Annotated in this window: 27 protein-coding genes, 1 tRNA gene and 1 CRISPR repeat array; of the genes, 19 read left to right on the plus strand and 9 right to left on the minus strand. The window is 42.9% G+C overall.

Annotated elements, in window-relative coordinates:
* Positions 1-12: 12 nt before the first annotated feature.
* From MC24_RS02595 to MC24_RS02605, 3 genes are read right to left on the minus strand one after another with little or no spacing between them, the layout of a single operon-like run.
* Positions 13-804, minus strand: a complete 792-nt coding sequence (locus tag MC24_RS02595; protein WP_008194416.1) for a DUF5685 family protein — start codon at positions 802-804, stop codon at positions 13-15.
* Positions 804-1,268 carry a hypothetical protein gene (locus MC24_RS02600; protein WP_004082351.1) on the minus strand — a complete coding sequence of 155 codons (465 nt, stop codon included), beginning with the start codon at positions 1,266-1,268 and terminating at the stop codon, positions 804-806. The genes MC24_RS02595 and MC24_RS02600 overlap by 1 nt, the downstream gene beginning before the upstream one ends.
* Positions 1,265-1,615, minus strand: coding sequence for a J domain-containing protein (locus MC24_RS02605; protein WP_004082350.1), 351 nt, complete (start codon positions 1,613-1,615; stop codon positions 1,265-1,267). Before MC24_RS02605 ends, MC24_RS02600 begins: the two co-directional genes overlap by 4 nt.
* A gap of 634 nt (positions 1,616-2,249) precedes the next feature.
* Positions 2,250-3,541: a CRISPR direct-repeat array (repeat unit 30 nt; unit sequence GTTTCAATACTTCCTTAGAGGTATGGAAAC).
* Between the two features lie 134 nt (positions 3,542-3,675).
* On the opposite strand from MC24_RS02605, the gene MC24_RS02610 reads away from it, so the two are divergent.
* The 17 genes from MC24_RS02610 (at position 3,676) to MC24_RS02690 (ending at position 19,793) form a co-directional block, all read left to right on the plus strand.
* Positions 3,676-5,316 (plus strand): TIGR02556 family CRISPR-associated protein, encoded by a 1,641-nt coding sequence (locus MC24_RS02610; RefSeq protein WP_004082349.1) that lies wholly within the window; start codon positions 3,676-3,678, stop codon positions 5,314-5,316.
* Entirely contained in the window at positions 5,291-6,190 is a 900-nt protein-coding gene (gene cas7b / locus MC24_RS02615; RefSeq protein ID WP_004082348.1) for a type I-B CRISPR-associated protein Cas7/Csh2, read from the plus strand. The genes MC24_RS02610 and cas7b overlap by 26 nt, the downstream gene beginning before the upstream one ends.
* Positions 6,191-6,192: 2 nt before the next feature.
* Positions 6,193-6,855, plus strand: coding sequence for a type I-B CRISPR-associated protein Cas5b (gene cas5b, locus MC24_RS02620; RefSeq protein ID WP_004082347.1), 663 nt, complete (start codon positions 6,193-6,195; stop codon positions 6,853-6,855).
* On the plus strand, positions 6,855-9,011 hold the full coding sequence (cas3, locus tag MC24_RS02625; RefSeq protein WP_235280291.1) for a CRISPR-associated helicase Cas3': 2,157 nt from the start codon (positions 6,855-6,857) through the stop codon (positions 9,009-9,011). Before cas5b ends, cas3 begins: the two co-directional genes overlap by 1 nt.
* Positions 9,008-9,487, plus strand: a complete 480-nt coding sequence (cas4, locus tag MC24_RS02630) for a CRISPR-associated protein Cas4 (RefSeq protein WP_004082345.1) — start codon at positions 9,008-9,010, stop codon at positions 9,485-9,487. The genes cas3 and cas4 overlap by 4 nt, the downstream gene beginning before the upstream one ends.
* Positions 9,488-9,496: 9 nt before the next feature.
* The gene (gene cas1b, locus MC24_RS02635) at positions 9,497-10,456 is read left to right on the plus strand and encodes a type I-B CRISPR-associated endonuclease Cas1b (protein ID WP_004082344.1); all 960 of its coding nucleotides are present in this window, start codon (positions 9,497-9,499) and stop codon (positions 10,454-10,456) included.
* Between the two features lie 5 nt (positions 10,457-10,461).
* Positions 10,462-10,725 (plus strand): CRISPR-associated endonuclease Cas2, encoded by a 264-nt coding sequence (cas2, locus tag MC24_RS02640; RefSeq protein WP_004082343.1) that lies wholly within the window; start codon positions 10,462-10,464, stop codon positions 10,723-10,725.
* Positions 10,726-10,729: 4 nt separating this feature from the next.
* Complete coding sequence (cmr1, locus tag MC24_RS02645; RefSeq protein WP_227738453.1) at positions 10,730-12,037, plus strand: type III-B CRISPR module RAMP protein Cmr1; 1,308 nt, start codon at positions 10,730-10,732, stop codon at positions 12,035-12,037.
* Positions 12,038-12,039: 2 nt separating this feature from the next.
* A complete protein-coding gene (cas10, locus tag MC24_RS02650; protein ID WP_004082341.1) occupies positions 12,040-14,442 on the plus strand; it encodes a type III-B CRISPR-associated protein Cas10/Cmr2 in 2,403 nt (800 codons plus the stop codon).
* On the plus strand, positions 14,439-15,431 hold the full coding sequence (gene cmr3 / locus MC24_RS02655) for a type III-B CRISPR module-associated protein Cmr3 (RefSeq protein WP_004082340.1): 993 nt from the start codon (positions 14,439-14,441) through the stop codon (positions 15,429-15,431). The genes cas10 and cmr3 overlap by 4 nt, the downstream gene beginning before the upstream one ends.
* 14 nt (positions 15,432-15,445) lie before the next feature.
* Positions 15,446-16,312 (plus strand): type III-B CRISPR module RAMP protein Cmr4, encoded by an 867-nt coding sequence (gene cmr4 / locus MC24_RS02660; protein ID WP_004082339.1) that lies wholly within the window; start codon positions 15,446-15,448, stop codon positions 16,310-16,312.
* Between the two features lie 5 nt (positions 16,313-16,317).
* Positions 16,318-16,680 carry a type III-B CRISPR module-associated protein Cmr5 gene (gene cmr5 / locus MC24_RS02665; protein WP_004082338.1) on the plus strand — a complete coding sequence of 121 codons (363 nt, stop codon included), beginning with the start codon at positions 16,318-16,320 and terminating at the stop codon, positions 16,678-16,680.
* The gene (cmr6, locus tag MC24_RS02670) at positions 16,667-17,389 is read left to right on the plus strand and encodes a type III-B CRISPR module RAMP protein Cmr6 (RefSeq protein WP_004082337.1); all 723 of its coding nucleotides are present in this window, start codon (positions 16,667-16,669) and stop codon (positions 17,387-17,389) included. Before cmr5 ends, cmr6 begins: the two co-directional genes overlap by 14 nt.
* Positions 17,390-17,483: 94 nt before the next feature.
* The gene (locus tag MC24_RS02675; RefSeq protein ID WP_227738406.1) at positions 17,484-17,909 is read left to right on the plus strand and encodes a hypothetical protein; all 426 of its coding nucleotides are present in this window, start codon (positions 17,484-17,486) and stop codon (positions 17,907-17,909) included.
* Between the two features lie 16 nt (positions 17,910-17,925).
* Positions 17,926-18,198, plus strand: a complete 273-nt coding sequence (locus MC24_RS02680; RefSeq protein WP_008194431.1) for a hypothetical protein — start codon at positions 17,926-17,928, stop codon at positions 18,196-18,198.
* Positions 18,199-18,351: 153 nt separating this feature from the next.
* A complete protein-coding gene (locus MC24_RS02685; protein WP_235280292.1) occupies positions 18,352-19,170 on the plus strand; it encodes a GGDEF domain-containing protein in 819 nt (272 codons plus the stop codon).
* A 77-nt stretch (positions 19,171-19,247) separates the two neighbouring features.
* Positions 19,248-19,793 (plus strand): YkgJ family cysteine cluster protein, encoded by a 546-nt coding sequence (locus MC24_RS02690; RefSeq protein WP_012896304.1) that lies wholly within the window; start codon positions 19,248-19,250, stop codon positions 19,791-19,793.
* A gap of 48 nt (positions 19,794-19,841) precedes the next feature.
* On the opposite strand, the gene MC24_RS02695 is transcribed toward MC24_RS02690, so the two are convergent.
* The 3 genes from MC24_RS02695 to MC24_RS02705 all read right to left on the minus strand — a co-directional run bounded on the left by MC24_RS02695 (position 19,842) and on the right by MC24_RS02705 (position 20,677).
* Positions 19,842-19,917 (minus strand) — tRNA-Glu (locus MC24_RS02695).
* A gap of 176 nt (positions 19,918-20,093) precedes the next feature.
* A complete protein-coding gene (locus tag MC24_RS02700; RefSeq protein WP_038052236.1) occupies positions 20,094-20,420 on the minus strand; it encodes an SPW repeat domain-containing protein in 327 nt (108 codons plus the stop codon).
* Positions 20,421-20,434: 14 nt separating this feature from the next.
* Complete coding sequence (locus MC24_RS02705) at positions 20,435-20,677, minus strand: ArsR/SmtB family transcription factor (protein WP_167310317.1); 243 nt, start codon at positions 20,675-20,677, stop codon at positions 20,435-20,437.
* Between the two features lie 248 nt (positions 20,678-20,925).
* Between MC24_RS02705 and MC24_RS02710 the strand changes: the two genes are divergently transcribed.
* Positions 20,926-21,789, plus strand: coding sequence for a DMT family transporter (locus MC24_RS02710; protein ID WP_235280282.1), 864 nt, complete (start codon positions 20,926-20,928; stop codon positions 21,787-21,789).
* An 86-nt stretch (positions 21,790-21,875) separates the two neighbouring features.
* Positions 21,876-22,058: a hypothetical protein gene (locus MC24_RS02715; protein ID WP_038052238.1), complete on the plus strand. Its 183-nt coding sequence runs from the start codon at positions 21,876-21,878 to the stop codon at positions 22,056-22,058.
* Between the two features lie 19 nt (positions 22,059-22,077).
* Here the strand turns inward: MC24_RS02715 and MC24_RS02720 are convergent, their stop codons facing one another.
* From MC24_RS02720 to argJ, 3 genes are read right to left on the minus strand one after another with little or no spacing between them, the layout of a single operon-like run.
* Positions 22,078-23,235 (minus strand): aspartate aminotransferase family protein, encoded by a 1,158-nt coding sequence (locus tag MC24_RS02720; RefSeq protein WP_038052242.1) that lies wholly within the window; start codon positions 23,233-23,235, stop codon positions 22,078-22,080.
* 2 nt (positions 23,236-23,237) lie between these two features.
* Positions 23,238-24,086: an acetylglutamate kinase gene (gene argB / locus MC24_RS02725; protein WP_012896308.1), complete on the minus strand. Its 849-nt coding sequence runs from the start codon at positions 24,084-24,086 to the stop codon at positions 23,238-23,240.
* Positions 24,083-25,276, minus strand: a complete 1,194-nt coding sequence (gene argJ / locus MC24_RS02730; protein WP_038052245.1) for a bifunctional glutamate N-acetyltransferase/amino-acid acetyltransferase ArgJ — start codon at positions 25,274-25,276, stop codon at positions 24,083-24,085. Before argJ ends, argB begins: the two co-directional genes overlap by 4 nt.
* Between the last annotated feature and the right edge of the window lie 9 nt (positions 25,277-25,285).

Consider the following 25,285-nt stretch of genomic DNA (forward strand, 5'->3'; position numbering starts at 1 on the left):
TTGCTGTCATTTTCAAGTTTGGCTCCTTTTGAGGATTTTTTCCGTTGTGGTCGGAATTCCGAGAAAGATCACATTATCAAGTATTGTCTTGTTCCTCTTTATATCGAGAAGGTCGTAGGCTTTCCATATCTCATCAATACATTTCTTCAGGTGGCGTCTCAGTTCGGATCGTGCCTTTTCAAGGTCACCGTTGTATTTCTTGACGAGCGGGTTGAACACGTTTTTTCTCTTATCCTTTTCAAAGTCATCCAGCGCATCTACGATATAGAGCCATTTTCCAAGAGACAAACCAAGGTAGTAAAGAATTTTTCTCTGGGTTTCTTCTTTAACCATTTTGCTGAGGATTGTTCCAACTATTTTGCCCTGTTCTTCTGCGAGGATTTTGAAATCTTGTTCCTTTTTTTCCATTTCGTAGAAGTTCTCAAAAAGACTGGATATTTCGGGATCTTTCTTCAAAAAAGCGCTCGCAAATAGGTAAACGGGATTTTTTCTGTCTATGTAGTTGTCTTTCAGCTTTTCACGAAGAAGGGCAGTGAAAACACGAGCCACCTCGTCTATTTCGCTTGAGGAGTAAAAATCCACCTTTTTGAGGGTGAAGATACAGAGTTCTTTTTTTCTTTTCAAATCGCTGTTGTTCAGACTTGAAAGAAGAAGTCCAAGTGATGCGGCTTCGTAGGTGAGGAGGAAACGCGGAATGATTGAATACTTTTTCAAAGCTTTGCAGACACCGCAGTAGTACCCTCTGAATTCTTCGTACTCCTTCACTTTCAGTTCGCACTTCAAGGGTTTGATATATCCAAACATCAATTTTTCCTCCTGATGATTCTGAGAAGTTCTTGAAGGATCCTGTTGTACAGGTAGTCGTAGACAAAGAACGCAACCTGAACACCAAGAAAGCCGAGCACGTAGAGAGAAAAGGAAACATCAGGCAGTTCAGCATTGAAGAATTTTGAAGCCACAAACACCAAAAGCAGAGTAGAAGCGTTCAAGTAGAGAAACCTGATGAGAATCGGTTTCTTTCTGAGAAAACCGTAAAAAGAAAGCACGAAAAAGAGCAAAACATAGCCTGGATTAGGAACAAGAAGAAACACAAGAACATTCACAGCGATTATGATTGGAACAGATCCGATCCCGAAGAGTTCCACAAGAACCCCTGTGAAAACACTGCTCAAAGCGGCGAAAAATATCTTGCTCTTCGTGAAGTTCCCAATGTAGAGTAGAAGGACAACGAGAGCGGAAACGAGCCCTCCATAAGTGACTTTCTTCACATGCAAGGAATGCAGTCACCCCCGCATGCTTCACAACAGGTATCTGTGCACCATGCACATCCAAGGCAGGCGAGAATATCGCGACAGCCGTCGTTCCCCCTGTATCTGTATCCCATGGAATAGAACGTGTTATGTACATTTTCCTGTCCGGGTGTTTCTGAAAACTCACCACTCATCAATACAGCGTACGCTTCGTTGATCTGCTTCATTTTTTCTTCCGCAAGATCTTTGAGAGGATGATCCTTGTATCGGTCCGGATGGTACTTTTTCACCAGCTCTCTGTAAGCTTTCTCTATCTCTTCCTTTGAAGCACCAGGTGGAACACCAAGGACTTCGTAGGGATTCACAAAGATCACCTCCACGGCGAAAGCTTCTCTGATATTTTAACATCTGGAAGTATTTCAGAAGGTGATGTTAGAAAAATCTTTATTAACTAAATCTTAATATGTTTTATTCATACAAACCAGGTTAGTTCCAATCATTCACAAAGTGGGTGATGCGTGTACATGGCACTGGAAGATCGATACAGAGTATGCAATTACCGGTAACGAAAAATTTCATGCGGATTTGTGGTACCGGAAGCTATGCGTTAAAAAGGGAATAATGGATGATATGAAGAGACAATATGAAGAGAATTTGTGGAGATAGATTACGTGTAAGTGCTTTAAATTCGAGAAGTTAACAGTTAACTTCTAACACATTGAGGGAGACCTTCTTTCATCTATTTGTGAAACATAGAACTAATCGATTTTTACCAAAAACACCCCAAAATGCCCTGACGTAGGTTGATATAATTTATCTTCTGTTTTTTGCTTGTGTTCTTTCATTGTTGAACTATGCAATTATTCCATTTTTCCAAACAGTACTTGAAGGTGCTCTCTTGTGTGTTAGAATGGTTTATGGAAAAGGAGAATATGGAAGTTCAAAAAACATCTTGCTTTCAGAGTGTGTTTGTGATATAATTTCTCTTGAACTCAACGGGTTTCAATAATTCCTTAGAGGTATGGAAACCCTCTTCATTTGCTTCGATACTTGCAAGGATCCTCAGTTTCAATAATTCCTTAGAGGTATGGAAACGATCAAGCCCTTTCACTGTTCTATGACCGAGGTTGAGTTTCAATAATTCCTTAGAGGTATGGAAACTAAAATTCTCTATCCGACATCGTCCTTCACCTTCAAGTTTCAATAATTCCTTAGAGGTATGGAAACTGACTCCAAAGAAATCAGTTTGAATATTACGGTAACGTTTCAATAATTCCTTAGAGGTATGGAAACTTTTGTCGCCAAGCCAGGGTATCCATTCGAACACTCGTTTCAATAATTCCTTAGAGGTATGGAAACCTTTACACACCGTCTCGAGCACAACGTCGCGAACCAGTTTCAATAATTCCTTAGAGGTATGGAAACATGAATACTCAACGCTACCGGCAACAGGAATGTCTAGTTTCAATAATTCCTTAGAGGTATGGAAACAGCAGGAAGCAATGAGACAAGCTTTCCATACTGTGGTTTCAATAATTCCTTAGAGGTATGGAAACCAGAATAAAGAGGATCTTCTTTCAATCTCAACACCTCGGTTTCAATAATTCCTTAGAGGTATGGAAACAGCAGAGCGTGGAAAAGATGTGGAAGGAGTTGCAGGGCGTTTCAATACTTCCTTAGAGGTATGGAAACCTTCCATTGTTTCAGGTGGAATTGTTGCGGTAATTGGTTTCAATACTTCCTTAGAGGTATGGAAACCCTCCGTATCTTCAACATGTTCTGTCGCAAAGATATGTTTCAATACTTCCTTAGAGGTATGGAAACAGAATCATTTCAGCTAGTGGCACAACAGTGTTCATGGTTTCAATACTTCCTTAGAGGTATGGAAACCAGTATCAGCGGGAGACGCAATAATGTACATCGAAGAGTTTCAATACTTCCTTAGAGGTATGGAAACTACGCATTAGCGACAAGTTGAACAGACTCAAAAGAATCGTTTCAATACTTCCTTAGAGGTATGGAAACCAGAAGTTTCTGTGCTTCGACTGAATGCTCGCGTTCTTTGTTTCAATACTTCCTTAGAGGTATGGAAACAGCAGTATTGGCAAGACATGTGGAACAATGTTGTATGTTTCAATACTTCCTTAGAGGTATGGAAACACGACTGTCAAAGCACAAAATCTTGCTCGAGTGTTCGTTTCAATACTTCCTTAGAGGTATGGAAACCATGACCACAGACAACTACAAGGCTATCAAGAAGAGATTCAATCCTTCCTTAGAGGTATGAAAAGCCCACAAACCGTATGATTTCTTCATCTTCGATACTGTTTCAATACTTCCTTTCAGGTGCAATGACTATGGATTTAGATTGTTGTCAGAAAGTGTACGTTAAAATGTGAATGATAACACCGCAGGGGGGATAGGGGTGCTTGAAAAGATATACAATCTTGGGAAAATTGGTGGTGATTCTTTTTCAAACTTCGCTGAAGAAGTTCCTTCTGATGAAGGAATAGCTATCTTTCTTGAGAGTAATTCAGAGGGTTTGGTTTTCAAGGATGTTGTTTCTATCGAGAAAAAACCAGGGGGTAAGAACTCGAAAATCTTCCTCTACAGAAAACAGCGCGGGAATTTCTCCTCTTCTGTTTCCCCCACCATGAAATTTCTCGACAAATCTAGTGGTTCAAGAGACCCTCTGGAAAGGACCTTTGATGTCTTCTTAGGCTTTTTCGACCATCCGAAGATATCTCACATCAAAGATGTCCTCGAGAGAAATAAAGAAGAGATTATTGACAAGCTAAGAAATTACGATGTAAAAAACAGATTCCTCACGATATCCATCGATGGAAAATTTCCCGCAGAAGTTCCAGAAATTCTCCAGGCGTTTGAAGATAAAGTCACACAGAAGAAAACTAAGGGAGAGGCAAAATGTTTTCTGTGTGGAAAAGAAGCAAATTCCAGACTGAGTGATGTGTTCAAATTTGCCACCTTTGACAAGCCTGGCTTCACACCTTTTCTTTCCAAGAAACATCCGATCCAGATTTGTGATGATTGCAGGAGTGTTCTGGAAAAAGCCAGAAGAGCAATTGATGAAAAGCTTTCTTTTTCCTTCTTCAGCAACAACAGAATTCTCTGGATAATCCCCTCCGTACCCGATCAGGATATTCTGGAATCAGTGATTGAAAAAATATATGAAATAAAAGACACCGACAAAAACTCAAAGTTTCGCAGTTTCGCTAGGCTCGAAGAAGAGATTGAAAAAGTTCTTTCGGAAAACGAAAGAGCTGTTTACGATTTTGTACTGATAGAAAAAGAACAACAGGCAGAAAGAATAGTTCTTCACGTTGAGGAAGTCTCGCCTACCAGAGTAAGACGGATCCTTGAAGAATCAAAGAAGATAGAATCTCAACTCAAAGAAGACGGTTTCAAAGTTTCTGTGAACTTCTCAGTGATTCACAAATTCTTCGAGGATCTGGACAGATACTTCAACTCCCTGTTTAGTGCTGTATTCTCTGAGGGAACGTTTGATAAAAAACTGCTGCTGACTCTCTTTCTTTCGAAAATAAGAAGCGATTTCTTTGGAAATGATACTTTACTTTCTGCACGTGAAGCTTTTGCCACGTATGTTTATCTGAGACGCTTGAACGTCTTAAAGGGGGGTGCTTCCGTTTTGAAGGGTGAAGATTTCTTCTCCAGGTATCCGGAGTTTTTCGATGAACCGTGGAAGAAAGCAGTCTTTTTAGAAGGAGTTCTGGCAAATTACCTTCTTTATCTGCAGTACGTTAAAAGAAACTCGAAGGCTTTCACGAAGAAACTGAAAGGACTCAGACTGACAAAGAGAGATGTGGAGGGGCTTCTTCCGGAAATCAGAGCCAAGATCGAAGCCTACGGTGGAATGAGTGAAAGTGTGGCAGAGCTTTTCAGGGAGACTGCTGAAGCTTTCCTCGAAGCTGGGAACTGGTCAGCATCACCCGACGAGATCAGTTTTGTCTTCGTCTCGGGACTTTCTCTCGGGAAAACTTTCTTCAGGGAGGTAGGGGTCGATGAATCCAGTGAAGAACAGGAGTGAAGTGCTTTTCATCTACGATGTGAAGTGGGCAAATCCGAACGGTGATCCACTCGATGAGAACAGACCGCGCTTTGATGAAGAAACATCCAGACTCTTTGTCACAGACGTGAGACTCAAAAGAACTGTGAGGGATTATCTTGCGGAGTGCTACGACGAAACGCTCTGGGTGACCGGTGAAGCGGTGGTACCGGAAGACAGAGTCAAAGAGCTTGGAATCAAGGACGTAAACGACGCATGCCAGAAGTGCATCGATATCAGACTCTTCGGTGCCGTTATTCCTCAGTCGAAAAAAGGAGCTATGGAATCTTCCATAACTGGTCCTGTTCAGTTCAGATACGGAACGAGTCTTCACAGAGTCAAACTCATGACTATCCAGGGAACTGCTGCGTTCGCAACCGAGAATTCAAAACAGAGGAGTTTTCGTGAGGATCAGGTTGTACCCTATGCCCTCATAGCATTCTACGGTGTGATAAATCAGAATTCTGCAAAGTTTACAGGACTCACCGAAGAAGATGTTTCCAAGCTTCTTGAAGGAATCTGGATGGGTACGAAGAACCTCATCACAAGATCGAAAATGGAGCACAATCCCAGACTCCTGATGAGAGTTGTTTACAAGGAAGGTGTGAACTACCACTCCGGAGAACTCGATTACCTTGTGAAGGTCGTGTCCGAGAAAGAAGATGAAGAAATAAGAGACATCTCCGAGTTGAAACTCGACGTTACCGAACTCAAGCAGGTTCTGGAATCCCTTAAGGACAAGATCGAAAGAATAGAATACTCTGTTGACAACCGCTTAAAACTCGCGGAGAACGGAGAAGAGAAGCCTTTTGAGGAGATATTCGGAGGTTTCCAGCTTGTAAAACTGGAGTGGTGAGAATGAAAGTTCTGGTCTTTGATGTTTCTGCTCCCTACGCTCTCTTCAGAAGACCTTACACAACGACATCATCGTACACCCTTCCCTTTCCACCAAGAACCACTCTTTTGGGGCTTGTGGGGTGTGTTCTGGGATATTCCACACCCGAAAGACTCGACAGTGCAAAAGTGGCGGTTCAGATAAAAAATCCTTTGAAGTTTCTGCGAACGGGAACGAACTTTGTGGAAACAAAGAAAGACAAAAAAGCTTCAAAAAGAACAAGAATAAGTCTTCAACTTCTGAAGAATCCTGCTTACAGGGTGTTTTTCAGCTGGGAAGACGAAGATTTTGAGAGGTTGAAGAACCTTCTCGAACACAGCGAAACCATCTTCACACCTTACCTTGGTGTGGCAAGCTTTATTGCCAGACTGAATTACGTGGGAAAGTACGAAGCAACCCGTGTAGCAGATTTTCCCTGCGAGGTCCACACGGTTGTTCCGAACACAGTAAAGCTTTTGCCGGAGCCTTCACACTATCTCATATTCGAGAGGGTCACAAGAAAAATGGACAAAGAGCGAAACATGCTTGAATCTGCGGTTTACATTTTCAAGAGGGACTTATCTCCTGTGAAGGTGGAAGGGGGAGAAGTGTGGAGGGTGGGAGAGCAGAACATAGTGTGGATGTGATGAAATCTCATCCTGACAGAAGACTGATTGATCATCTTGAGGGTGTTAAAAGACGCTCTCTGGAAAAATTCAGGTCGCTTGATCTTTCCTGGGAAGAACTTTTCGGATACGATGAAAATGTTCTGGAAGAATTCGTTTCCCTGCTCTCTGAATCGCACGATGTTGGAAAGAGTACAATCTACTTTCAGAAGCATTTGAGCGGTGAAAGAGTCGAAAGATCTTTGAGTGCGCACGCTCTTTTCTCCGCGGTTGCTTTCTTTCACAGGTCAAAAAACTTGCCGGACAAACTCAGAATATTCGGCTTCGAAATAATAAGAAGACACCACGGAGATTTCAGGAACTTTCTGGATATAGAAATAGATGAGAAAGTCCTGGAAAAGCAGTTCTCAGCCATTCCAGAGGATTTCCTGAGAAGATATGATCTTCATGATCTTAAGCTATCAGAAACAATAGAAAGGATAAAAAGATCGATCAGTAAGTTCTCTATCCTTGGAAAAAAAGACCTATCTGACTACTTTTTGATCCACCTTTTTATGTCCATACTCGTTTCTTCGGATAGGGAGGATGTGGTTTTCAAGAGCGAACCGCTTCCCTCCCTTCCTTCTTATGAAAAGGAGAAGATTCTCTCCTACAGAGAAAAGCTTGGCAGAAAAAACCAGATCGATTCTCTGAGGTGGAAATTTCAGGAGGAAATCTTGAGCTTCAAACCCGAAAGAGGAAAGATATACTCCATAACCGCACCGACGGGAATAGGAAAAACTATTGCAAATCTCCTTTTTGCCAGCCATCTCGCTGATGAAGACACGATCGTAATATACGCTCTTCCCTTCATAAACATAATTGAGCAGACCGTCGATAAGATAAAGGAAATATTTGAAACAGAAAGCCCATTCTTCGTCCTTCCCTTTCATCACCTTGCAAATCCAGCTTATGAGGAACCTGATAAATACGAAGATCTCCTGATGAACCTCTGGCACTCCAGGGTGGTAGTCACAACATTCGTGTCGCTTCTGGAGTCTCTCATCACTTTCAGAAAGATTCCGTTCTTCTACAAATTCCCAAAAGCTGTTCTCATACTTGATGAGGTCCAGGCAATACCTCACGAATACTGGACCCCTGTTGAAAAAACCGTTGAATTCCTCTCGAAAATGGGCACCACCGTTTTGCTCTCCACAGCGACAAAGCCCGCTCTTTTGAAAGAGGCTCTGGAAGTGGTGTCTAACAAGAATGTTTATTTCACAGCCTTGAACAGAACTGTTCTGAAAGTAGAAAAAGAAATGAGCTTTGAAGAATACAAGGAATTCGTAAGAGAGACCTTGAAGGATGGAAAAAGAACGCTCATCATAACAAACACGATAAGAGAAGCCGAGGAGATATACGACGTTGTTGAAGGCATGGGAAAAACCTGTTTCCTTTCCTCCAGGGTGATACCAAAGCACAGACTGGAGATCGTTTCGAAGATAAATGAGTACGATCTGTGTGTCTCCACTCAGGTGGTGGAAGCAGGTGTTGATATCTCATTCGAGAGGGTGATAAGAGACATAGCACCTGTTGACAGTATTGTTCAGGCAGCGGGGAGGTGCAACAGGCACTTCGAGTTGGAAAAGGGAGAAGTGATAGTCGTACCCGTCAGGGATGAGAGAAAAAACACCCTCTTTTCCTCATATGTTTACGGGAGCTTTCTCACAGAAACTTCCATGAACGTGTTGAAAAACCACAAATTTCTGGAGGAAAGCGAGTTTTTCATGCTCGTGGAGGATTTCTTCAGCTACGTGAAAACGTACGGCAATCCGGACAAGAAAGGAATCGGCAAGGCGCTCGAGAATTTGAATTTCAAAAAAATAGGAGAATTCAGTCTCATTGAACCAGAGCCAACGGTGCCGTTCATCGTTCTTGTTGATGAAGAGGCTCAAAGAGTATTCGAAGAATTTGCAGAGATCTTCAGTGGGAAAAGATCAAGAGAAAACTTCTCTCTCGTGAAAAGTTTGTTCAGGGAACTTTCCCCCTACATCGTGAGCGCGAGGATAAAGAGGGATCTTCCATTCCCACACACGATTGCCGGCATGATGGTTATTCACAGGAACGTTCTCGACAAATGGTACCACCCCGTGAAAGGTTTGAGAGTGGAAGGATCCGATGAGGTGATCATCATATGATGATTTCTGGATCTGTTGTTTTGAGCTATATAAACTGCAAAAGGGAAGCATGGCTGATGGCGCATGGGGTTCTTCCAGATCAGGGAAACATGCACATAGAGATAGGAAGGTTCATCCACGAAGACTACAGCGATTCTGTCATGCTTCCTGGTATGAAGATCGATACCATGTTTGAAAGAGAAGGAGTGAGAGTGGTTGGCGAAGTGAAAAAATCATCCGCTTCAAAAAGGGGAGCTGAGTACCAGCTCCTTTACTATCTTTACAGGCTCGAGGAAAAAGGTGTGAAAGCGAGGGGAGAGATCATAGTACCAAAAGAGAACAAAAGAATACCGGTTGAGCTCACAGAAGAAAACAGAGAGAAAATCAAAAAGGTCCTCGAGGAAGTATCTTCCCTCCTTGAAGAAGAAACTCCTCCACCACCCAAGAGAAAAGGAATTTGCCGAAAGTGTGGTTATGAACTTTTCTGTTTTTCGTGAGGTGGAAGGATGGAGAGCGTCTATCTCTTTTCAAGCGGAACGTTGAAAAGAAAAGCGAATACCATTTGCCTCGAAACAGAATCGGGCCGAAAGTACATACCCGTTGAAAACGTGATGGATATAAAGGTTTTTGGGGAGGTAGATCTCAACAAAAGATTCCTCGAGTTTCTTTCTCAGAAAAGAATTCCTATTCACTTTTTCAACAGAGAGGGGTATTATGTAGGCACTTTTTATCCCAGAGAGTATTTAAACAGCGGTTTTCTGATACTGAAACAGGCTGAACACTACATTAACCAAGAAAAGAGAATGCTCATAGCAAGAGAAATAGTTTCAAGATCGTTTCAAAACATGGTCGACTTTTTGAAAAAACGAAAAGTTCGGGCTGATTCACTAACGAGATATAAAAAGAAAGCAGAAGAGGCGAGCAATGTATCAGAGTTGATGGGAATAGAAGGAAACGCGAGAGAAGAGTACTACTCGATGATAGACAGTCTCGTGTCAGATGAAAGATTCCGTATAGAGAAGAGAACACGAAGACCTCCCAAGAATTTTGCCAACACGCTTATCAGTTTCGGAAATTCGCTCCTTTATACGACTGTTTTGAGCCTCATCTATCAGACACATCTGGACCCGAGGATAGGTTATCTCCATGAGACGAACTTCAGAAGGTTCTCACTCAATCTCGATATAGCAGAGCTATTCAAACCAGCTGTAGTGGACAGGTTGTTTTTGAATCTCGTCAACACTCGTCAGATAAACGAAAAACATTTCGATGAAATTTCAGAGGGTCTAATGCTCAACGACGAGGGAAAAAGTCTGTTTGTCAAAAATTACGAACAGGCTTTGAGGGAAACAGTTTTCCACAAAAAGTTGAACCGGTACGTTTCCATGAGATCTCTGATAAAGATGGAACTTCATAAACTGGAGAAGCACCTCATAGGTGAACAGGTTTTCGGATCCGAGGAATGATTGGAATGTACGTCATAATGGTTTACGACGTGAACGAAAAAAGAGTAGCAAAAATTTTGAAAATAGCCAGAAAATACCTCAAATGGGTTCAAAACTCCGTTCTGGAGGGGGAACTTTCCCCCGGAAAATATGAAAAGCTGAAATTGGAGGTTTCAAGACTGATAGACGAGAAAGAAGACTCAGTTAGATTTTACGTTATGGACTCTCAAAAGGTGTTCAACCTGGAAACTCTGGGAGTGGAGAAAGGAGAAGATGGCTTCATCTTCTGAGGGGGTGAGTGTTTTGGAGATCGAATGTAAGGTTGTAACTCCTATGTTTTCAAGAGGCGCAGCTGAGCCGAAGTGGGAGAACGGAAACAGAGTATATCCCTTCGAGCTGAGGCCGCAAAGCATCAAAGGGGTCCTCAGATTCTGGTTTCGTGCCATCGCTCCAACGGTGATAGACATATACTCACTCGAAGGTTTAGAAAATCTCAGTAAGAAAGAGAAAGAGAGATGGGAAAAAGAGAAATACAAGGGCTTGAAATATCTTGAGGGATTGATCTTCGGATCTCAGGAAAGAAAATCTTCTTTTAGTTTGGAGGTTAAGGTGGAAGGAGAATCGCAAGCTTTGGGAAAATACATGAATAACAGGTTTTCTTTTACCGATGACCGCTTAAAAGATACAAAATATGCTTTGTACGGTTTGTACGACAAAAGTGGAATTTATGAATATCTCCAAGAAGGAAAAAATTTTATCATAATTCTCCAGACGGCAAACGATAGTATTAAAGGAATAATTCTGAGTTTGCTCAAACTCGTTTCCACTTTTTCCGGTTTTGGAGCGAAGACGAGGAAAGGTTTTGGAGAATTCGAGATTGTGGATCCAAAACTTACTAGAAATGACTACAATCTGGTGATCAGTGAGTGTCAAGAGCACATCAGAGAATTTGTGAATCATCACAATTCGTCATCAAAAGTAAAAATCAAGTTGGGAAGAACCAATTTCAACGGCATACCGGATTTTCCCTGTTTTTGCGATTACAAAATTTTTGAAATAACAAAATTTAGCGGGAATTCTCCTTTAGAAGTCCTAAGAGAGGTTTTCAAAGTAGGGAGAAATTTCAAGGGGTGGTATCCATCTTTAAAACAAAAAATGAGATTTTCTGAGGGCGATTGTGTTAAAGATTTGGTTGAGGCTTTAGAAGGATTGTTGAAAGGTAGAAAAACAGAGAAAAAGATCGAGATTCCAACTGCTGTCGTCGGCCTTCCCATTCAATATCAGAACTTAGGAAGAGGAGAGATAAGAAGACTGAAAGTCATTGTCTCTTCTTCTCTGAGAGGATTGGGCATTGATGATATCGATGGGAGAAAAGCTTCTCCGCTTTTCCTTTCAGTTCACGAAGGTGAGAGAGGAAAATGGAAATTAGTTGTTTTGCTGATGAGAAGCAGGGTAACTAATGATGGTGAGTTGATAACAGAAGTCAAAGGTGGAAAAACACCTTCCAGTGGCATCAAAACGATAGTGAAAGAAGAAAAAGACTACAAGAATCTCCTCGAATGGATCAAAAAACTCGGCGGAAAAGAAATCCAGGGGGGATAATCGTGAGCAAAAGAGAAGAATTCTGGAAATCTAAGATAACCGCTCTTCTTCATGATCCGCTGGTGAAGGCATTCGATGTGAAAAATCATGAAAACATAGCTGGCGAGATTCTAAAGACCCTTGGCATCAAAAAAACAAGAGGTGAAGAAGACCGTCTTGCAAGCGCAATGGACAGGTTTCCAATCCCCTACGAAAAGGATGCAAAAAAACAAATTCATGTTTCGTTCGATGAGACTCTCTTTGTTCATCCATTTTCTGGTGAAGGGTTACCGGAAGTGAAGAGTTTCTTTCAAAATCAAAAAGTTGAAGAAATGAAGAGCCGTCTGATAAACGCATTGACAAAGCTGAAAGAGAAAAACGACACGTATGAAAAGCTCTTTCATTCCATCTGGTGGAATCTGCCTTACATTCTGGAAGGAAGTCAGTTTCTTCCTGCTGATACCAGAATAGCCAATCACTCGATCATAGACCATCTCGACGTAACATCGGCTCTCAAGGGATGTGTAGAGGGGAAACAGGTGAAGGCATCTCTAGTAGCGGTAGCGATAGGTCCTGTTCAAGAAGTGATAGCCCAGGCAAGAAAAGTGAAAGACCTTTGGGCTGGAAGTTATCTTCTTTCTTATCTCATCTACGGTGCCATAGAAGTTGTTGGCAAAAAGTACGGCTTCGATTCCATCATCTCACCGTATTTGAGAGGAAACTATTTCGTCAAGGAAACACTCGAATCAATGGGCGTAGATCTTGAAGACCTCTGTCCTGTTCCTCCTCGGAGGGAAGTCGCTTCTCTTCCAAATCTCTTTGTTGCGATAGTTCCATCCTCGGACGAAGAAATACTCAAAGAATGTGAGGAAGCGATAAGAAACAGATGGAAAACAATAGTTGATGAAACAAAAGAAAAGCTCAGTAAAAGCGAATTTCTTTTCAACGAGCATTCGTTCGATTACCAATCGTCTCTCTTTCCGGACATTCAGACATCAAAGGTGTCTTTCGATGAACCTGAAAGGATAGTTGAAACGGTGAGAAACTTGTTCACGGGATCGGGAATTGAAGATTTCAAGGAAGTTCTGAAGAAAGTATCGGAACACGCTGGTTACAAAGAGAATCCTGGGACGTTTTACAGGTACCTCCATCGTCTTCTGACCTCAAAACTCGCTGCGAGAAAGATGGCCAGACTCTTTCCGGGATACGAAGAGGATGTTTATCCCGACCACTTCACTGACGCGGACGATTTTGGGGCTGGAGTCAGAGCCTGTGCTGTGTTCAAAGATAAAGATATAGAAAAAGACATAGAAAAAGAGGACAGGCTCGGAACTCTGAACACTGTGAAGAGATTTCTTCCGGAAATCCTCAATATCAGGATAAAATTCGACTCAACAACGGATGTTGCAAGAAACAATCAGGCAAATAAGGAAATCGAGGATCCCGAAAAATTCAAGAATGGATACATAGCTGTTCTCCTCATGGATGGAGATCGAATGGGTGATTGGATGCTTGGAGAGAACGCACCTTTCCTGGAAAAAGTAATAAATCCGAAAGTGATTGAGATGTTTCAAGAAACAGATGATCTCAAATATGCATGGGAAAAACTGAAGGAATTCAAAACCATTCAGCCAGCCTATCACAGGGGTGTTTCGAGGACACTCGGTATCTTCTCTCAACTTGTCGGGAAAATTGTTGATAGACACAACGGGATGCTCGTTTACAGCGGTGGAGACGATGTTCTGGCACTTCTTCCAGCAGACAGCGTACTGGAATGTGCAAACGACATCAGAAAATTCTTTTCGGGGCACTTGGAGTACGAAATAGAGATTGAAAGCGGCTCTGATGTGGAAAGATTCAGATCAGAAAACGGTGTTCTGTACCACAACGACAAGCCTTTCGCTCCTCTGATGGGAAGAGCCGCTACTATGAGCGCTGGAATCGCTATTGTCCATCACAAGTTTCCTCTTCAGGTAGCTCTGAAGATAGCAAGGGAAGCAGAGAAGAGAGCAAAGAACGTTTACGGAAGAAACGCGTTCTGTGTGACGCAGGTGAAGAGATCAGGGCAAATGATTTTTGCTGGATCAACATGGGAAATTGAAGAAGAAGACGTTGTCAAGAGATCGTTGAAAATCCTTGAGGAGATGAAAAATTACAATGTTTCACACCGCAGTCTTTACAAACTTCTCTCTCCGGACTTCTCGCTCTACGAGGACAAAATGGAAAAGTTTGTAGAGTTCACTTTGAGAAGATCGATCCATTCAGAGAAATCGAAGAATGAGTTTATTGGAAATTTCAAGAATTTTCTTAGTCGACTGTTAGCTTACTACAAAAACACGAAGAAGTCCTCCTTCGATGAAGCAATGAGAGAAGCACTGGAACTTCTCATAATGGTGTACTCGATGAAGAGAGGTGAGTCTCAATGAAGCTGTGGGCGATATACTTTGAGCCTGAAGACTGGGTTGGTTTCAGAGAGACTAGAAGATTTTCTTTTTCTGATAGGGTGGAGAGTGTTTTTCCATCTTCTTTTCCTTTTTACGGTGCTGTGAGAACGGCTCTTTTGATGAAAAATCAGAAATTCGATCCCGGAGATGTTGAAAGAGCAGGAGACGTAAGGATGTTCGGCCCTTTTGTTTTTGAAAATACCCCTGAAGGAAGGAAGCACTACTTTCCACTTCCAAGAAACATATATAAAACGGATTCTGGCTACAGAGTCACCCCCATTGTCGAGATTGATGGAGTTTACCTTCCCTGGAAACCTGAGTACAAAATGGATAGTAAAGAATCTACGTCTGGAGGGCTCATAGAACTGAGTGATCTCGAACTTCTCAGGAGTAACACTCAGGGTGTGTGTAAATTCGATCTTGTTTCCGCGGAAAAAATCTTTAAGAAGGAAACCCACATAGGAGTAGCTTTTGAAGAAAACAGAAAAAAAGTGAAAGAAAGAATGATATATTCGATCTCCTACTACAGATTTTACGATGGAGGATTTTTCATGTTCACAGACGATGAAAGAACGGTCGAGCTTGTTTCAAAACTCGACGGTGTGTTTCTCGGAATGAAGAGCAAATGGTCGGCGGTCGAGGTTGAAGAACTGAACACCACCGCTTTTGATCCTCCAGACTATAAGAATGTAGCGGTTGCTCTCATAACACCGGCTGTTTTCGATGGAGGAGGGATGCCGAAGGATAAAACTATTCTTGGAAAGAGAGTTCTCACAACCGCAGGGATTAGAAAGCAGGTTGTTTCCGGATGGGACCTACGCGAAAATAAACCAAAGAAGATCTATCATGCTGTCTCTCCGGGAGCTGTTTACTATCTGGAAGGTAAGGTCAATGGACATGTGCTGAATGAAAGTAAATTCACGGATTTTGGTTTTGGAAGATGTATCTTCATGAAGTACGAAAAACTTTGAGGAGGGATAGGAAGATGGAAGGAAGAGTCTTCCTTCTTTACGCGGAAACTCAGGTTCATGCTGGAACTGGTTTCGAAATAGGAGTTGTTGACCTGCCTATTCAGAGGGAGAGAACCACAAAATTTCCCATTATACATGGTATAAAAGGTGCTTTGAGGGCCTACTTCAGGTCTCTCATCAAAGAGGACAAGATAGATGAAAAAAAGATAGAAGAGATATTTGGAAGTGAACCGAAAAGCGACAAAGGAACGGTTCCTGGTAGTTTGAGCTTTTCTGAAGCGAGAATTCTCCTTTTCCCTGTGAGAAACCCGGATAGGCTTTTTGTGTGGGTTACGTGTCCTCTTGTACTGATAAAATTTGCGAAATCTGTAGGGGATAACGATGTTGTTAAAGAACTAGAAGAGGCGAATATTGATTATGGAAAGGCAGTCTCCTTCTATGGATCTGGTGAGGTGTTCCTTGAGGAAGTAAAATTAGAACCATTTGTTGGTGAACTTCCAAGGACAAGGGAATTGATATCGAAGATTTCCAATTGTGCTCCAGTTGACTACCTGAAAAAGAAAATGGAAAGCGATGTGGTTGTTGTGAATGATGTTCTCTTCTCAGAAATCGTTCAGGCTATGACAGAAGTTGTACCGAGAGTGAGAATAAACAGAGAGAAGAAAACCGTTGAAGAAGGTGGTTTGTGGTACGAGGAATATCTGCCTCAGGATACGGTGATGTACTTTGTGGTGAGGAAGACGTACTACGGTAACAAAGAAGATTCCGGGAAAGATTCTTTGATGGAAGTTTTCGAAAACGAAGTAAATGGAGAATTGATCAACATCGGAGGAAAAGAAACTGTTGGAAAAGGCATGATGTGGGTACATGCCTGGAGGTGATGAAGATGAAGACGCTCAGCCTTGAACTGGCAAAACTGGCGATGAATTTGGTTGAGGAAGTTGAGAAAGACAAAAGAGATGATTACCTCAGGGATGTGAAGGGTCTTGGAAGTATGATCGTTCAAAACGGTTTGATGGGAACAATTCTCTTTCTGAAAAAGAAAGGAAAAAACAAGGTGGTGGATCACCTTGGAAAGATGATCGAACACCTGACACTGGAAGATGGTATCGTCGAAAGACTGATGGAAAACGAGTTTTTGGATGCCAGGACATACTTGAAAGCACAGATCGCTGCTCTTGAGTGTGCAAAATGGCTCAAAAGATGCGGAGAGGTTCTCCTGGGTGGTGAAGAGAATGAAACTACCTGAAAGCAAAAATCTCAGTCTTTACTGGGAAAAGTACAGCTTTCTTTTGCTTGAGGGTTCAAACTCAAAAGATAAAGAGATAGTAAGCAAAATCTTCCAGACCGTTGAGAAATTGCAATCCGATTTTGGAAAGATCAGCAGTATTCTCAAAGAAAGAAGGGAACAGCTGATCAAGAAAAGAAAACCGTTTATCAACTTGAAGATGAGAGTGAAAGGAAAACTCTTGCTTGGGGCTGGGAATCCTTCTTCTATCGAGGTGGGCATAACTCTTTCCAGAAATTACGGACTTCCCATAATTCCTGGCACCGCTGTCAAGGGGGCGTTTGCCAGTTTTTTATTCGAATTCGAAAGGGATAAATACGAATCACTCGCTCATATTTTTGGAGACACCGAAAGAGAGGGTGACCTCATTTTTCTTGATGCAATACCTGTTTCGGATTTGAAATTTTCGCTGGATATCGTCAATCCACACTTCCAGCCGTATTATATGAAAGAAAAACTTCCTCCGAATGATTGGTACGACCCTGTTCCAATAAAATACTTGGTGGTGAGCAGTGGTGTGTTCTGGTTTACCGTTCTTGAGAGTCGTTCCGGAGTTATTGGAAATTCGGAAAAGGAACTAATAAAACAGAGATTCGTGGAGATGCTAAAAGCTTATGGCTTAGGCGCAAAAACAAGTTATGGTTACGGTCGTTTCGAAGAGCCCAGCTGAGCTGTAGAGTCTTGAAATTCAAAAGATATCAGTGAGCCCCGCATCAAGCGGGGCTTTTTCTTATACATTTTATGAAATTTGTATTCAAGGGGGGATGGATGTGATATCAAACAAGACAAGGAGAAGAATTAGAAACGAACTTTTGCCTTTTGTTGGAAAGAGAGTTTCTGTCAGGGGGAAAATCAAAGCGTTTGGTACCACAAGAAGTCCTTTCTCGAAAAAGCCAACAATTCTCATAACAAACGTTACTGTGAGGTATTTGGATAAGAAGGTCAAGGTGGATCATCTGTGGGTTGCGATCAAAAGGATCCCTGAAAATATGGATATTGCTGTAGGAGACGTTGTATCTTTCGAAGCTGATGTAGTTAAATACAAACTACTTCCCGACTTCAAAACGAAAGACGACATCCTTCACCCGCGCTACAACTACGGCGTTGAAAATCCGAAAAGTTTCAAAATCATAAAAAGAACAGCTGAACCTTCTATGACCCTTCGAGATGCGTTTTTGAGAGTTCTTTAAGGAGGTGTTTGGTACGATGATTTTTGTGGGAGATGTCAGCACGCTGGATATGTGCAGGCGTGACCATGCAGGAGAAATTAAGCTCAAAGATGTCCTGACCAAGAACGAGGGATTGCAACGTCTTCAGAAGCTAAGATGGTGGTACCTGTACGAGGTACCAGCGACTATAGCAGGTTTGGCAGTACCCGCGGCAAAAAGGGTCAAAACTGAACTCAAAACACCATCTGATCTCTGGGTTTTGGCAGAGAACAGATGGCTCGTTTTCCATATTGAGGGAGAAAAGAACTGAACCTCGCACACCACAGTAACAATGATGATAACACAATATCGAAAATTATTTGATCGTTTTCGAAAGAATAATGTGATATAATTCAGACAATAAAAAGTTGAATCTCAAAGGGTGACAGCTGTGAATAACGATCATTTTGAATTGTTGAAAAAAGTGTTGCGTTCCTCACAGCTTGTAATCGGTTTTGTTTTCCTGGAAAACGACGGTGAAAGTGGGAAGCTTTCTGTGAAAGTTTCTGAGGGAAAAGTTCCTCCCTTTTTCAAGGAGGGATTTTTCTTCACACTGGAAGAACTGAGACATCTTCTCAGAATGAAAAACAGCAAAACTGCGATTATTTCAGTGTTGAAAGATGGTGAATGTAGGAGATCTCTGGTTCTATATCTGAAAGGGTCTCTGAGTGAAGATGCTGTTCTTTTGATTCAGACTCTACTGGTGGCTGTTGAAAGTGAGGGACTCTCGCTTGGCATGAAAGAGCTGAAATACATGGCTTATCACGATCCACTGACAGGACTTCCAAACAGACGCTATCTCTTCGAGTTGGGAAACAAATATCTGGACTTGGCAAAGCGTGAAGGAAAGAAGGCATTCGTTCTTTTCTTGGATCTTGCTGGATTTAAGGCAATAAATGATACATACGGTCACCTGACAGGTGATGAGGTGTTAAAGACAGTTTCGAGAAGGATTTTGGACAGGGTAAGAAGGAGCGATGTGGTGGCTCGATACGGTGGCGATGAGTTTACCATTCTCCTCTACGATATGAAAGAAGAGTATCTGAAATTCTTCCTGGAAAGGATTCTTTCCACCTTCAGAGAACCCATCAGAGTGGGGAACACAACTTTAACTGTTGCATCGAACATAGGAGTTGCCAGATTTCCTGAAGACGGAGAAAATCTTGAAGAACTTCTGAAAGTAGCAGATATGCGAATGTATAGAGCAAAGGAAATGAGAACACCTTATTTGCTTCGCTCATGATTTTTCAATTTTTATTCCTTCTTTTTTTCAAAACTCTTATCTGTTTTTTTAACTTCAGCGAGTTATAAATATCCTTCGTGGAAAGACTAATAGAGCTTTCTCTACAGGTTATAAAGCTTTACGAGGAACTGGATAGTATCCAGAAAAATTTTCCTTCCTGCAATGGATGCAGGGAGTGTTGTAATACTCCCTCTGTTAATATTGAGGTTACCATTCTTGAATTTGTTCCCCTCGCAATTCATCTCTTGCAAAACGATTCGATAGAGAAGTGGTTAGAGATCCTTGAAAATGTTGATGAAATGGATCGATGTGTACTCTTCGATCCACATTCTGAGCGTGGTGGTTGTTTGTATCACTCTTTCAGACCTATGGTGTGTCGTCTCTTCTCGGGAAGTTACGTTCTTAGAAAGGAAAAACCAGAAGTGTGGGGATGTAAATATCTGAAACCTGCGCTTTCCAGTTTCATTGAAACCCTTCCAAACTGCAGCGAAATGTACTCAAAACTGCTCGCTATAGATTTCTTCCTCGCACAGGAAAGATATCCCATAAATATCGCACTGAAAAAAGCTTTGGAATACGTTTACTATCGGATTTTCCCGGCGTTCAAACATAGGAGTGCATGAATGAATAAAAAAACAAAAGGGATGCTCCTCTGGCATCCCTTCGATCTCTGGCGCCCCCAAGGGGATTCGAACCCCTGCCTCTGGCTTGAAAGGCCAGTGTCCTAGGCCGCTAGACGATGGGGGCATGAAGTGTGCACCAGAAAGAAATATACTATAAAATACAGAACAGTTCAAGTGGTCAAGGATGTAAATAAATCGTTACGAGATAATGCTTCGTGGGGATTGCGAGCTTCTTTGTTTTTTTGATTCTAAATTGCATTTATATTTTCATCTAAAATCAAAGGGCCACGAGGGGCCCCGCTATTTTTCTTCCTGCTTCTTTCTGTCGAAGAAAGCAAGGATCAGGGCGATGATACCAACTACCAGGCCGTTTGCAAGTGCTGCTCCTTTGGAACCGGTTATACCCGGAATGAAAGCGGCTATGATCAACCAGATTCCCAGCAGAAGCTCAATCCAGCCGGCAACTTTTGAGGTCCCAAGCATGAAAATACCTGCTATGAGAAGAACAACACCGACGATCAGAAAATCCGCAATGTTCGCTCCTTTACTGCCAACGATTCCAGGAATGAGGGAAGCAACGATCAACCAGAGCGAGAAGATAAGAACAATCCAACCTCTCCAAGACATACCGATCCCTCCTCTCATTGGGAAGTTTTTAAAACGTACTTAAAACCTTCCCTTAGTATATTTCTGACGTGTTTGTTGTTCAGTTTGTACCGCATGTACCTGCCGTGACGTTTGGCTTTTACGAGATTTAAGTGGCGCAAAACTTTGAGCTGAGCTGACACTGCCGATTGATCCATCCTCAGGATCTCGGCTATCTTTCCAACGCACATGTCTTTTTTCGAGAGGAGGAGCAATATTCTGAGTCTTGTTGGATTCATCATTTGCTTCTATCCATCGTTTGCAGGCAAATCTTTCCAGATTGAACTCGTTTTCTATTTCAAAAGTTATCATCCCTAAACAAATACATGAATATATTATCATCTGTTCATATGTTATACCATCTTGTGAGTCAACGTCAAGTTATTAATAAACGATTTCATGAAATTTTGAGGAAAGTTCTTATCGTTCTATGTGTTTGGCATTCCCAAGGGGATTCGAACCCCTGCCTCTGGCTTGATATTGTAAAATGATAAACGACTCAGCAACGCTATCGAGGGATGTGAAACACTTGAAGCCTGTTTTTTATCTCTTACTCAGTGTTTTAGTGGCGTCCTTTTCAGGGATATTCATAAAGCTCTCTTCTCTTCCACCTACAACCATCGCTTTCTACAGAGTTTTCATTGCTTCATTGCTTTTCTTTCTGGTGAAGAGAAGAGTCGGGCTTTTTTCTTTGAAGAAGGAGATGCTTTCCTTGATTGCTGGCTTTTTCCTTGCGATGCACTTTTTCTTCTGGGTTTCCGCCTTCAACCACACCACCGTTGCCGGAGCTGTTATACCTTTGACGCTTCAGCCTGTTTTGACGGGATTGCTCTCGTGGCTGATCTATGGAGAAAGGATCAGTCCTTTCAGAATTGTCACGGGAAGCACGGTTGTTACGGGGGTGGTACTGGCTCTTGCTGGAAAAGAGGGTTTTTCAGGTGTTTCGAGGGGTGATTTGCTTGCAGTTGTTGGTGTGGTGTTCTTTTGTGGGTACCTTGTTCTTGGAAGATACCTGAACAGGGCCATGGGAAGTATGGAGTTCAGTCTGAGAACGCACGCTTTAGCTTCAGCTGTTCTGGCTTTTCTTGTGCCATCGTTCGGGGTCGTTGAAACGAAGGAGTGGTTCATCCTAATCGGTCTGGGGGTGGGATGTTCGTTTCTGGGGTATCTTTTCATCAATCTCTCGCTCAGATATTTTTCCTCAAGTGTGGTGAGTGTTGTTCTGGTTGGAGAGCCGGTTCTTTCTGTCCTGTGGTCTTTTCTTCTTCTGGGTGAAGCTGTGACATTTTTTGAAGCCATCGGTTTTATAGTTTCAGTAATAGGACTTGTATTATTCATTCTAAAAACTTGAAACTGTCCAAATAAAGTATTAGAATATACTACAGAAGCGAAGCGAAGGCTCACAAGACGCGGTAATACTCACAAGGGGGTGTTTTCATGCCTTACATATACAGATGCAAAAAATGCGGGGCAATCTACTACTCTGCAACGTCCATCGAATATCAGCTGAACAAGTACTGCGAAAAATGTGACGGAGAGCTCGAGCAGCTGGGTGAAGAAGGAGAAGTGATGGAAAAAGAAGAAGAGGAGAAAAAAAGCGAGAAAAAGAAGAAAGAATAAGGGAGGCATAGCCTCCCTTTTAAATTTCTCTCAGGGCTTTTTTGAGCGTTTCAACTGCTAAGTCGATTTCGCTGTACTCTACTGTGAGTGGTGGTAAGAATCTGATTGTGTTGTTACCTGCTGGAACGACGAGCAGTCTATTTTCAAAGCATTTCGTGGCGACCTCTCTGTTGTTCATTTCCTCTCCGAACTGAACCCCTATCATGAGTCCCATTCCCCTCACGTCGGCTACCACGTCGAATTCTTCTTTCATTTCCTGGAGCTTTTTCATGAGGTAGTTTCCTTTCTCTTCCACTTCTTCGAGGAAGCCTTCCTTCGTCAACTCTTTGATCACGGTCACCCCAGCCCTGCAGGCAAGTGGGTTTCCTCCGAACGTGGTGCCGTGATCTCCTGGCTCCAGAACGTCCGCTCTTTCGTTCACAATGACCGCTCCAATAGGCACTCCCCCACCGAGTCCCTTGGCGGTTGTGAGAATATCCGGAACGACTCCATACTTTTGATACGCGAAGAGTTTCCCGGTCCTTCCCATTCCACACTGAACTTCATCGAACACAAGAAGCGCGTCGTACTCGTCGCAGAGTTTTCTCGCCTCTTCGAGGAATTCTTTGGCGGCGGGTACTATTCCGCTTTCCCCTTGAATTGGTTCGAGGAACACAGCGCACACGTCTTCTGACATCTTTCTTCTCAGGTCTTCGATGTTGTTGAACTCGAAGTATTCAAAACCGGGAACGAGTGGTTCAAAAAGTTTCTGATATTTCGGCTGTCCCGTTGCTGTGAGAGAACCCAGAGTTCTTCCGTGAAAAGAGTTATAAGCGGAGAGGATTTTGTATTTTTTCTCACTCCTTCTCTTTCCGTATTTTCTCGCTATCTTTATGGCGGCTTCGTTTACTTCAGTTCCCGTGTTTGCGAAGAAGACCTTGCCGCCGAACGTGTTCTTCGACAGAAGTTCTGCCAGTTCCATCTGTGGGCGGTTCCAGAAAAGATTTGAACAGTGAATGAGCTTTTCTGCCTGATCTTTTATGGCTTCCACCAGTTTTGGGTGGGAATGTCCAAGGACGTTCACCGCTATTCCTGAGGTGAAATCAAGATATGCGTTTCCTTCTTCATCGTAGATCCAGGAGCCCTTACCGTAGACAAACGTCACGGGGAACCTGTTGTACGTGTTCATCAGATACATCTTTACCCCTCCAGTTCTTTTATCATGGTCCCGATACCTTTCCTGCTGAATATCTCCAGCAGGATCGCGTGTTCCAATCCCCCGTTTATGATGTGAACGGCTCCCACTCCACTTCTCACCGCCGACACGGCACATTCGATTTTTGGAATCATTCCTCCCGTCACTGTGCCATCTCTGATCAGGTCCTCTGCTTCGTCCGGTGTCAAAGCGGAAATGAGTTTGCCATCCTTCAGTACACCGTCCACATCCGTAAGGAGAATGAGTTTTTCTGCCATCAGGCTTTTTGCTATCTCCGCAGCCGCGGTGTCAGCGTTTATGTTGTAAGAATGACCGTCTTCCCCTATTCCCACAGGGGCAATCACCGGGATGTAATCGTTCTCTATCAGTGCGTGGAGAATTTCTGGATTGACCTTCTTCACCTTCCCAACGTAGCCTATGTCTCCGTGTTTCGTTTCTTTTTCTGCCACTATGAGTTTTGAATCTTTTCCACAGATTCCGACTGCCCGGCCACCGTGCAGATTCAGGTTCATCACGATTTCTTTGTTGATCTTTCCAACGAGGACCATCTCAACGATTTCCATGGTTTTCTCATCGGTCACTCTGTGACCGTTTTTGAAAACAGGTTCTATACCGAGGTCTTTCATCATCTGAGAGATGGCAGGTCCACCACCGTGAACGATGATCGGCTTTATTCCGGTGTACTTCAGGAGGATTATATCCTGAATGAAGGCTCTCTTTGCGTTCTCCTGCTTCATAGCACTGCCACCGAACTTTATGACGAAGGTCTTTCCGTAGAATTCCTTTATGTATGGAAGAGCTTCGAGGAGAACGTTGACCGTGTCAATCCTCATGTTCTATACCTCCCGTTTATCTCAACGTACTTCTCCGTGAGGTCACATCCCCACGCCTTTGCGGTCTCTTTTCCCTGTTTCATGTCGAGTACTATCCTTATTCTCTTTTCGCTGAGGATCTTCTTTGCCTCCTCTTCATCGAAGGCTACTCCCCGCCCGTTTTCTGCCACTTTTATTCTTCCTGCTTCGTTTTCGAAGAACAGGTCGAGTTTGTTAGGATCGAAAGTTGCACCGGAGTATCCCGCCGCGGCGATGACCCTTCCCCAGTTCGCGTCTTCTCCGTATATGGCCGTCTTCACAAGGTTTGAGGAGACGATCGATCTGGCGATCAGTCTCGCTGACTTTATATCAGGAGCGTTGATTACATGAACCTCTATAACCTTTGTGGCTCCCTCGCCGTCTTCCACTATCTTTTCTGCGAGGACCTGATTCACCTCGTGAACGGCTTCGTAGAGTTTCCAGAAGCCATCCGTTTCAAGTTGGATCGTCGTGTTGCCCGCAAGACCGTTCGCGAGAACGATTACCATGTCGTTCGTACTCGTGTCTCCATCGACGTCTATCATGTTGTAGGAATCATCGACTGAAAGTTTCAGGAGTTTTTCTAACGCTTCTTCAGAGACTTTCGCGTCTGTCGTTATGAAGGAGAGCATTGTCGCCATATTGGGGTGTATCATGCCAGATCCCTTGGCGATTCCCAGAACGGTAATTTCTTTTCCGCCGATCATCACCCTTGTGTTGTGCATCTTCACCTTCGTGTCGGTTGTCATGATGGCTTCGGCAAAAGGAAGAGGATCATCCGAAAGCTCTCTTGCTGCTTCTTCAATACCGCTTTCCACCTTGTCCATGGGAAGCTGAACCCCTATAACTCCTGTGGAGGATACAAGGACACTTTCAACCGGGATTCCGAGCTCTTCAGCCGCTTTCTCTGCCATCCTCCTTGCGTTGATCATTCCCTGTTCACCGGTACATGCGTTGGCCACACCGCTGTTCACAACGATCGCTCTGATGCCGTTCGGATTCTTCTTCAGTATCTCCATGTCGTAAATCACCGGTGCTGCTTTAACAACGTTGGTGGTGAAGACTCCCGCTGCAACACACGGCGCTTCAGAGAAGATGATCCCGAGGTCTCTTCTTTTCTTCTTTATCTTGCAGTGTACTCCTGCGAACCTGAAGCCCTTGGGAGTGAACACTCTTTTTCA

This window comes from Thermotoga sp. Mc24 (genome assembly GCF_000784835.1).
Classification (GTDB): Bacteria; Thermotogota; Thermotogae; order Thermotogales; family Thermotogaceae; genus Thermotoga.

Bases quoted from the DNA above. Each gene is read 5' to 3' on its own strand.
- MC24_RS02720 (WP_038052242.1), bottom strand. From the start codon at position 23,235: ATGTATCTGATGAACACGTACAACAGGTTCCCCGTGACGTTTGTCTAC.
- MC24_RS02595 (WP_008194416.1), bottom strand. From the start codon at position 804: ATGTTTGGATATATCAAACCCTTGAAGTGCGAACTGAAAGTGAAGGAG.
- cmr3 (WP_004082340.1), top strand. From the start codon at position 14,439: ATGAAGCTGTGGGCGATATACTTTGAGCCTGAAGACTGGGTTGGTTTC.
- cas3 (WP_235280291.1), top strand. From the start codon at position 6,855: ATGAAATCTCATCCTGACAGAAGACTGATTGATCATCTTGAGGGTGTT.
- cas5b (WP_004082347.1), top strand. From the start codon at position 6,193: ATGAAAGTTCTGGTCTTTGATGTTTCTGCTCCCTACGCTCTCTTCAGA.
- argB (WP_012896308.1), bottom strand. From the start codon at position 24,086: ATGAGGATTGACACGGTCAACGTTCTCCTCGAAGCTCTTCCATACATA.
- MC24_RS02700 (WP_038052236.1), bottom strand. From the start codon at position 20,420: ATGTCTTGGAGAGGTTGGATTGTTCTTATCTTCTCGCTCTGGTTGATC.
- MC24_RS02715 (WP_038052238.1), top strand. From the start codon at position 21,876: ATGCCTTACATATACAGATGCAAAAAATGCGGGGCAATCTACTACTCT.
- cmr5 (WP_004082338.1), top strand. From the start codon at position 16,318: ATGAAGACGCTCAGCCTTGAACTGGCAAAACTGGCGATGAATTTGGTT.
- cas1b (WP_004082344.1), top strand. From the start codon at position 9,497: ATGGAGAGCGTCTATCTCTTTTCAAGCGGAACGTTGAAAAGAAAAGCG.
- cas4 (WP_004082345.1), top strand. From the start codon at position 9,008: ATGATGATTTCTGGATCTGTTGTTTTGAGCTATATAAACTGCAAAAGG.
- MC24_RS02675 (WP_227738406.1), top strand. From the start codon at position 17,484: ATGGATGTGATATCAAACAAGACAAGGAGAAGAATTAGAAACGAACTT.
- cmr4 (WP_004082339.1), top strand. From the start codon at position 15,446: ATGGAAGGAAGAGTCTTCCTTCTTTACGCGGAAACTCAGGTTCATGCT.
- cas7b (WP_004082348.1), top strand. From the start codon at position 5,291: ATGAATCCAGTGAAGAACAGGAGTGAAGTGCTTTTCATCTACGATGTG.
- cas2 (WP_004082343.1), top strand. From the start codon at position 10,462: ATGTACGTCATAATGGTTTACGACGTGAACGAAAAAAGAGTAGCAAAA.
- MC24_RS02710 (WP_235280282.1), top strand. From the start codon at position 20,926: ATGATAAACGACTCAGCAACGCTATCGAGGGATGTGAAACACTTGAAG.
- cmr6 (WP_004082337.1), top strand. From the start codon at position 16,667: ATGAAACTACCTGAAAGCAAAAATCTCAGTCTTTACTGGGAAAAGTAC.
- MC24_RS02705 (WP_167310317.1), bottom strand. From the start codon at position 20,677: ATGAATCCAACAAGACTCAGAATATTGCTCCTCCTCTCGAAAAAAGAC.
- MC24_RS02680 (WP_008194431.1), top strand. From the start codon at position 17,926: ATGATTTTTGTGGGAGATGTCAGCACGCTGGATATGTGCAGGCGTGAC.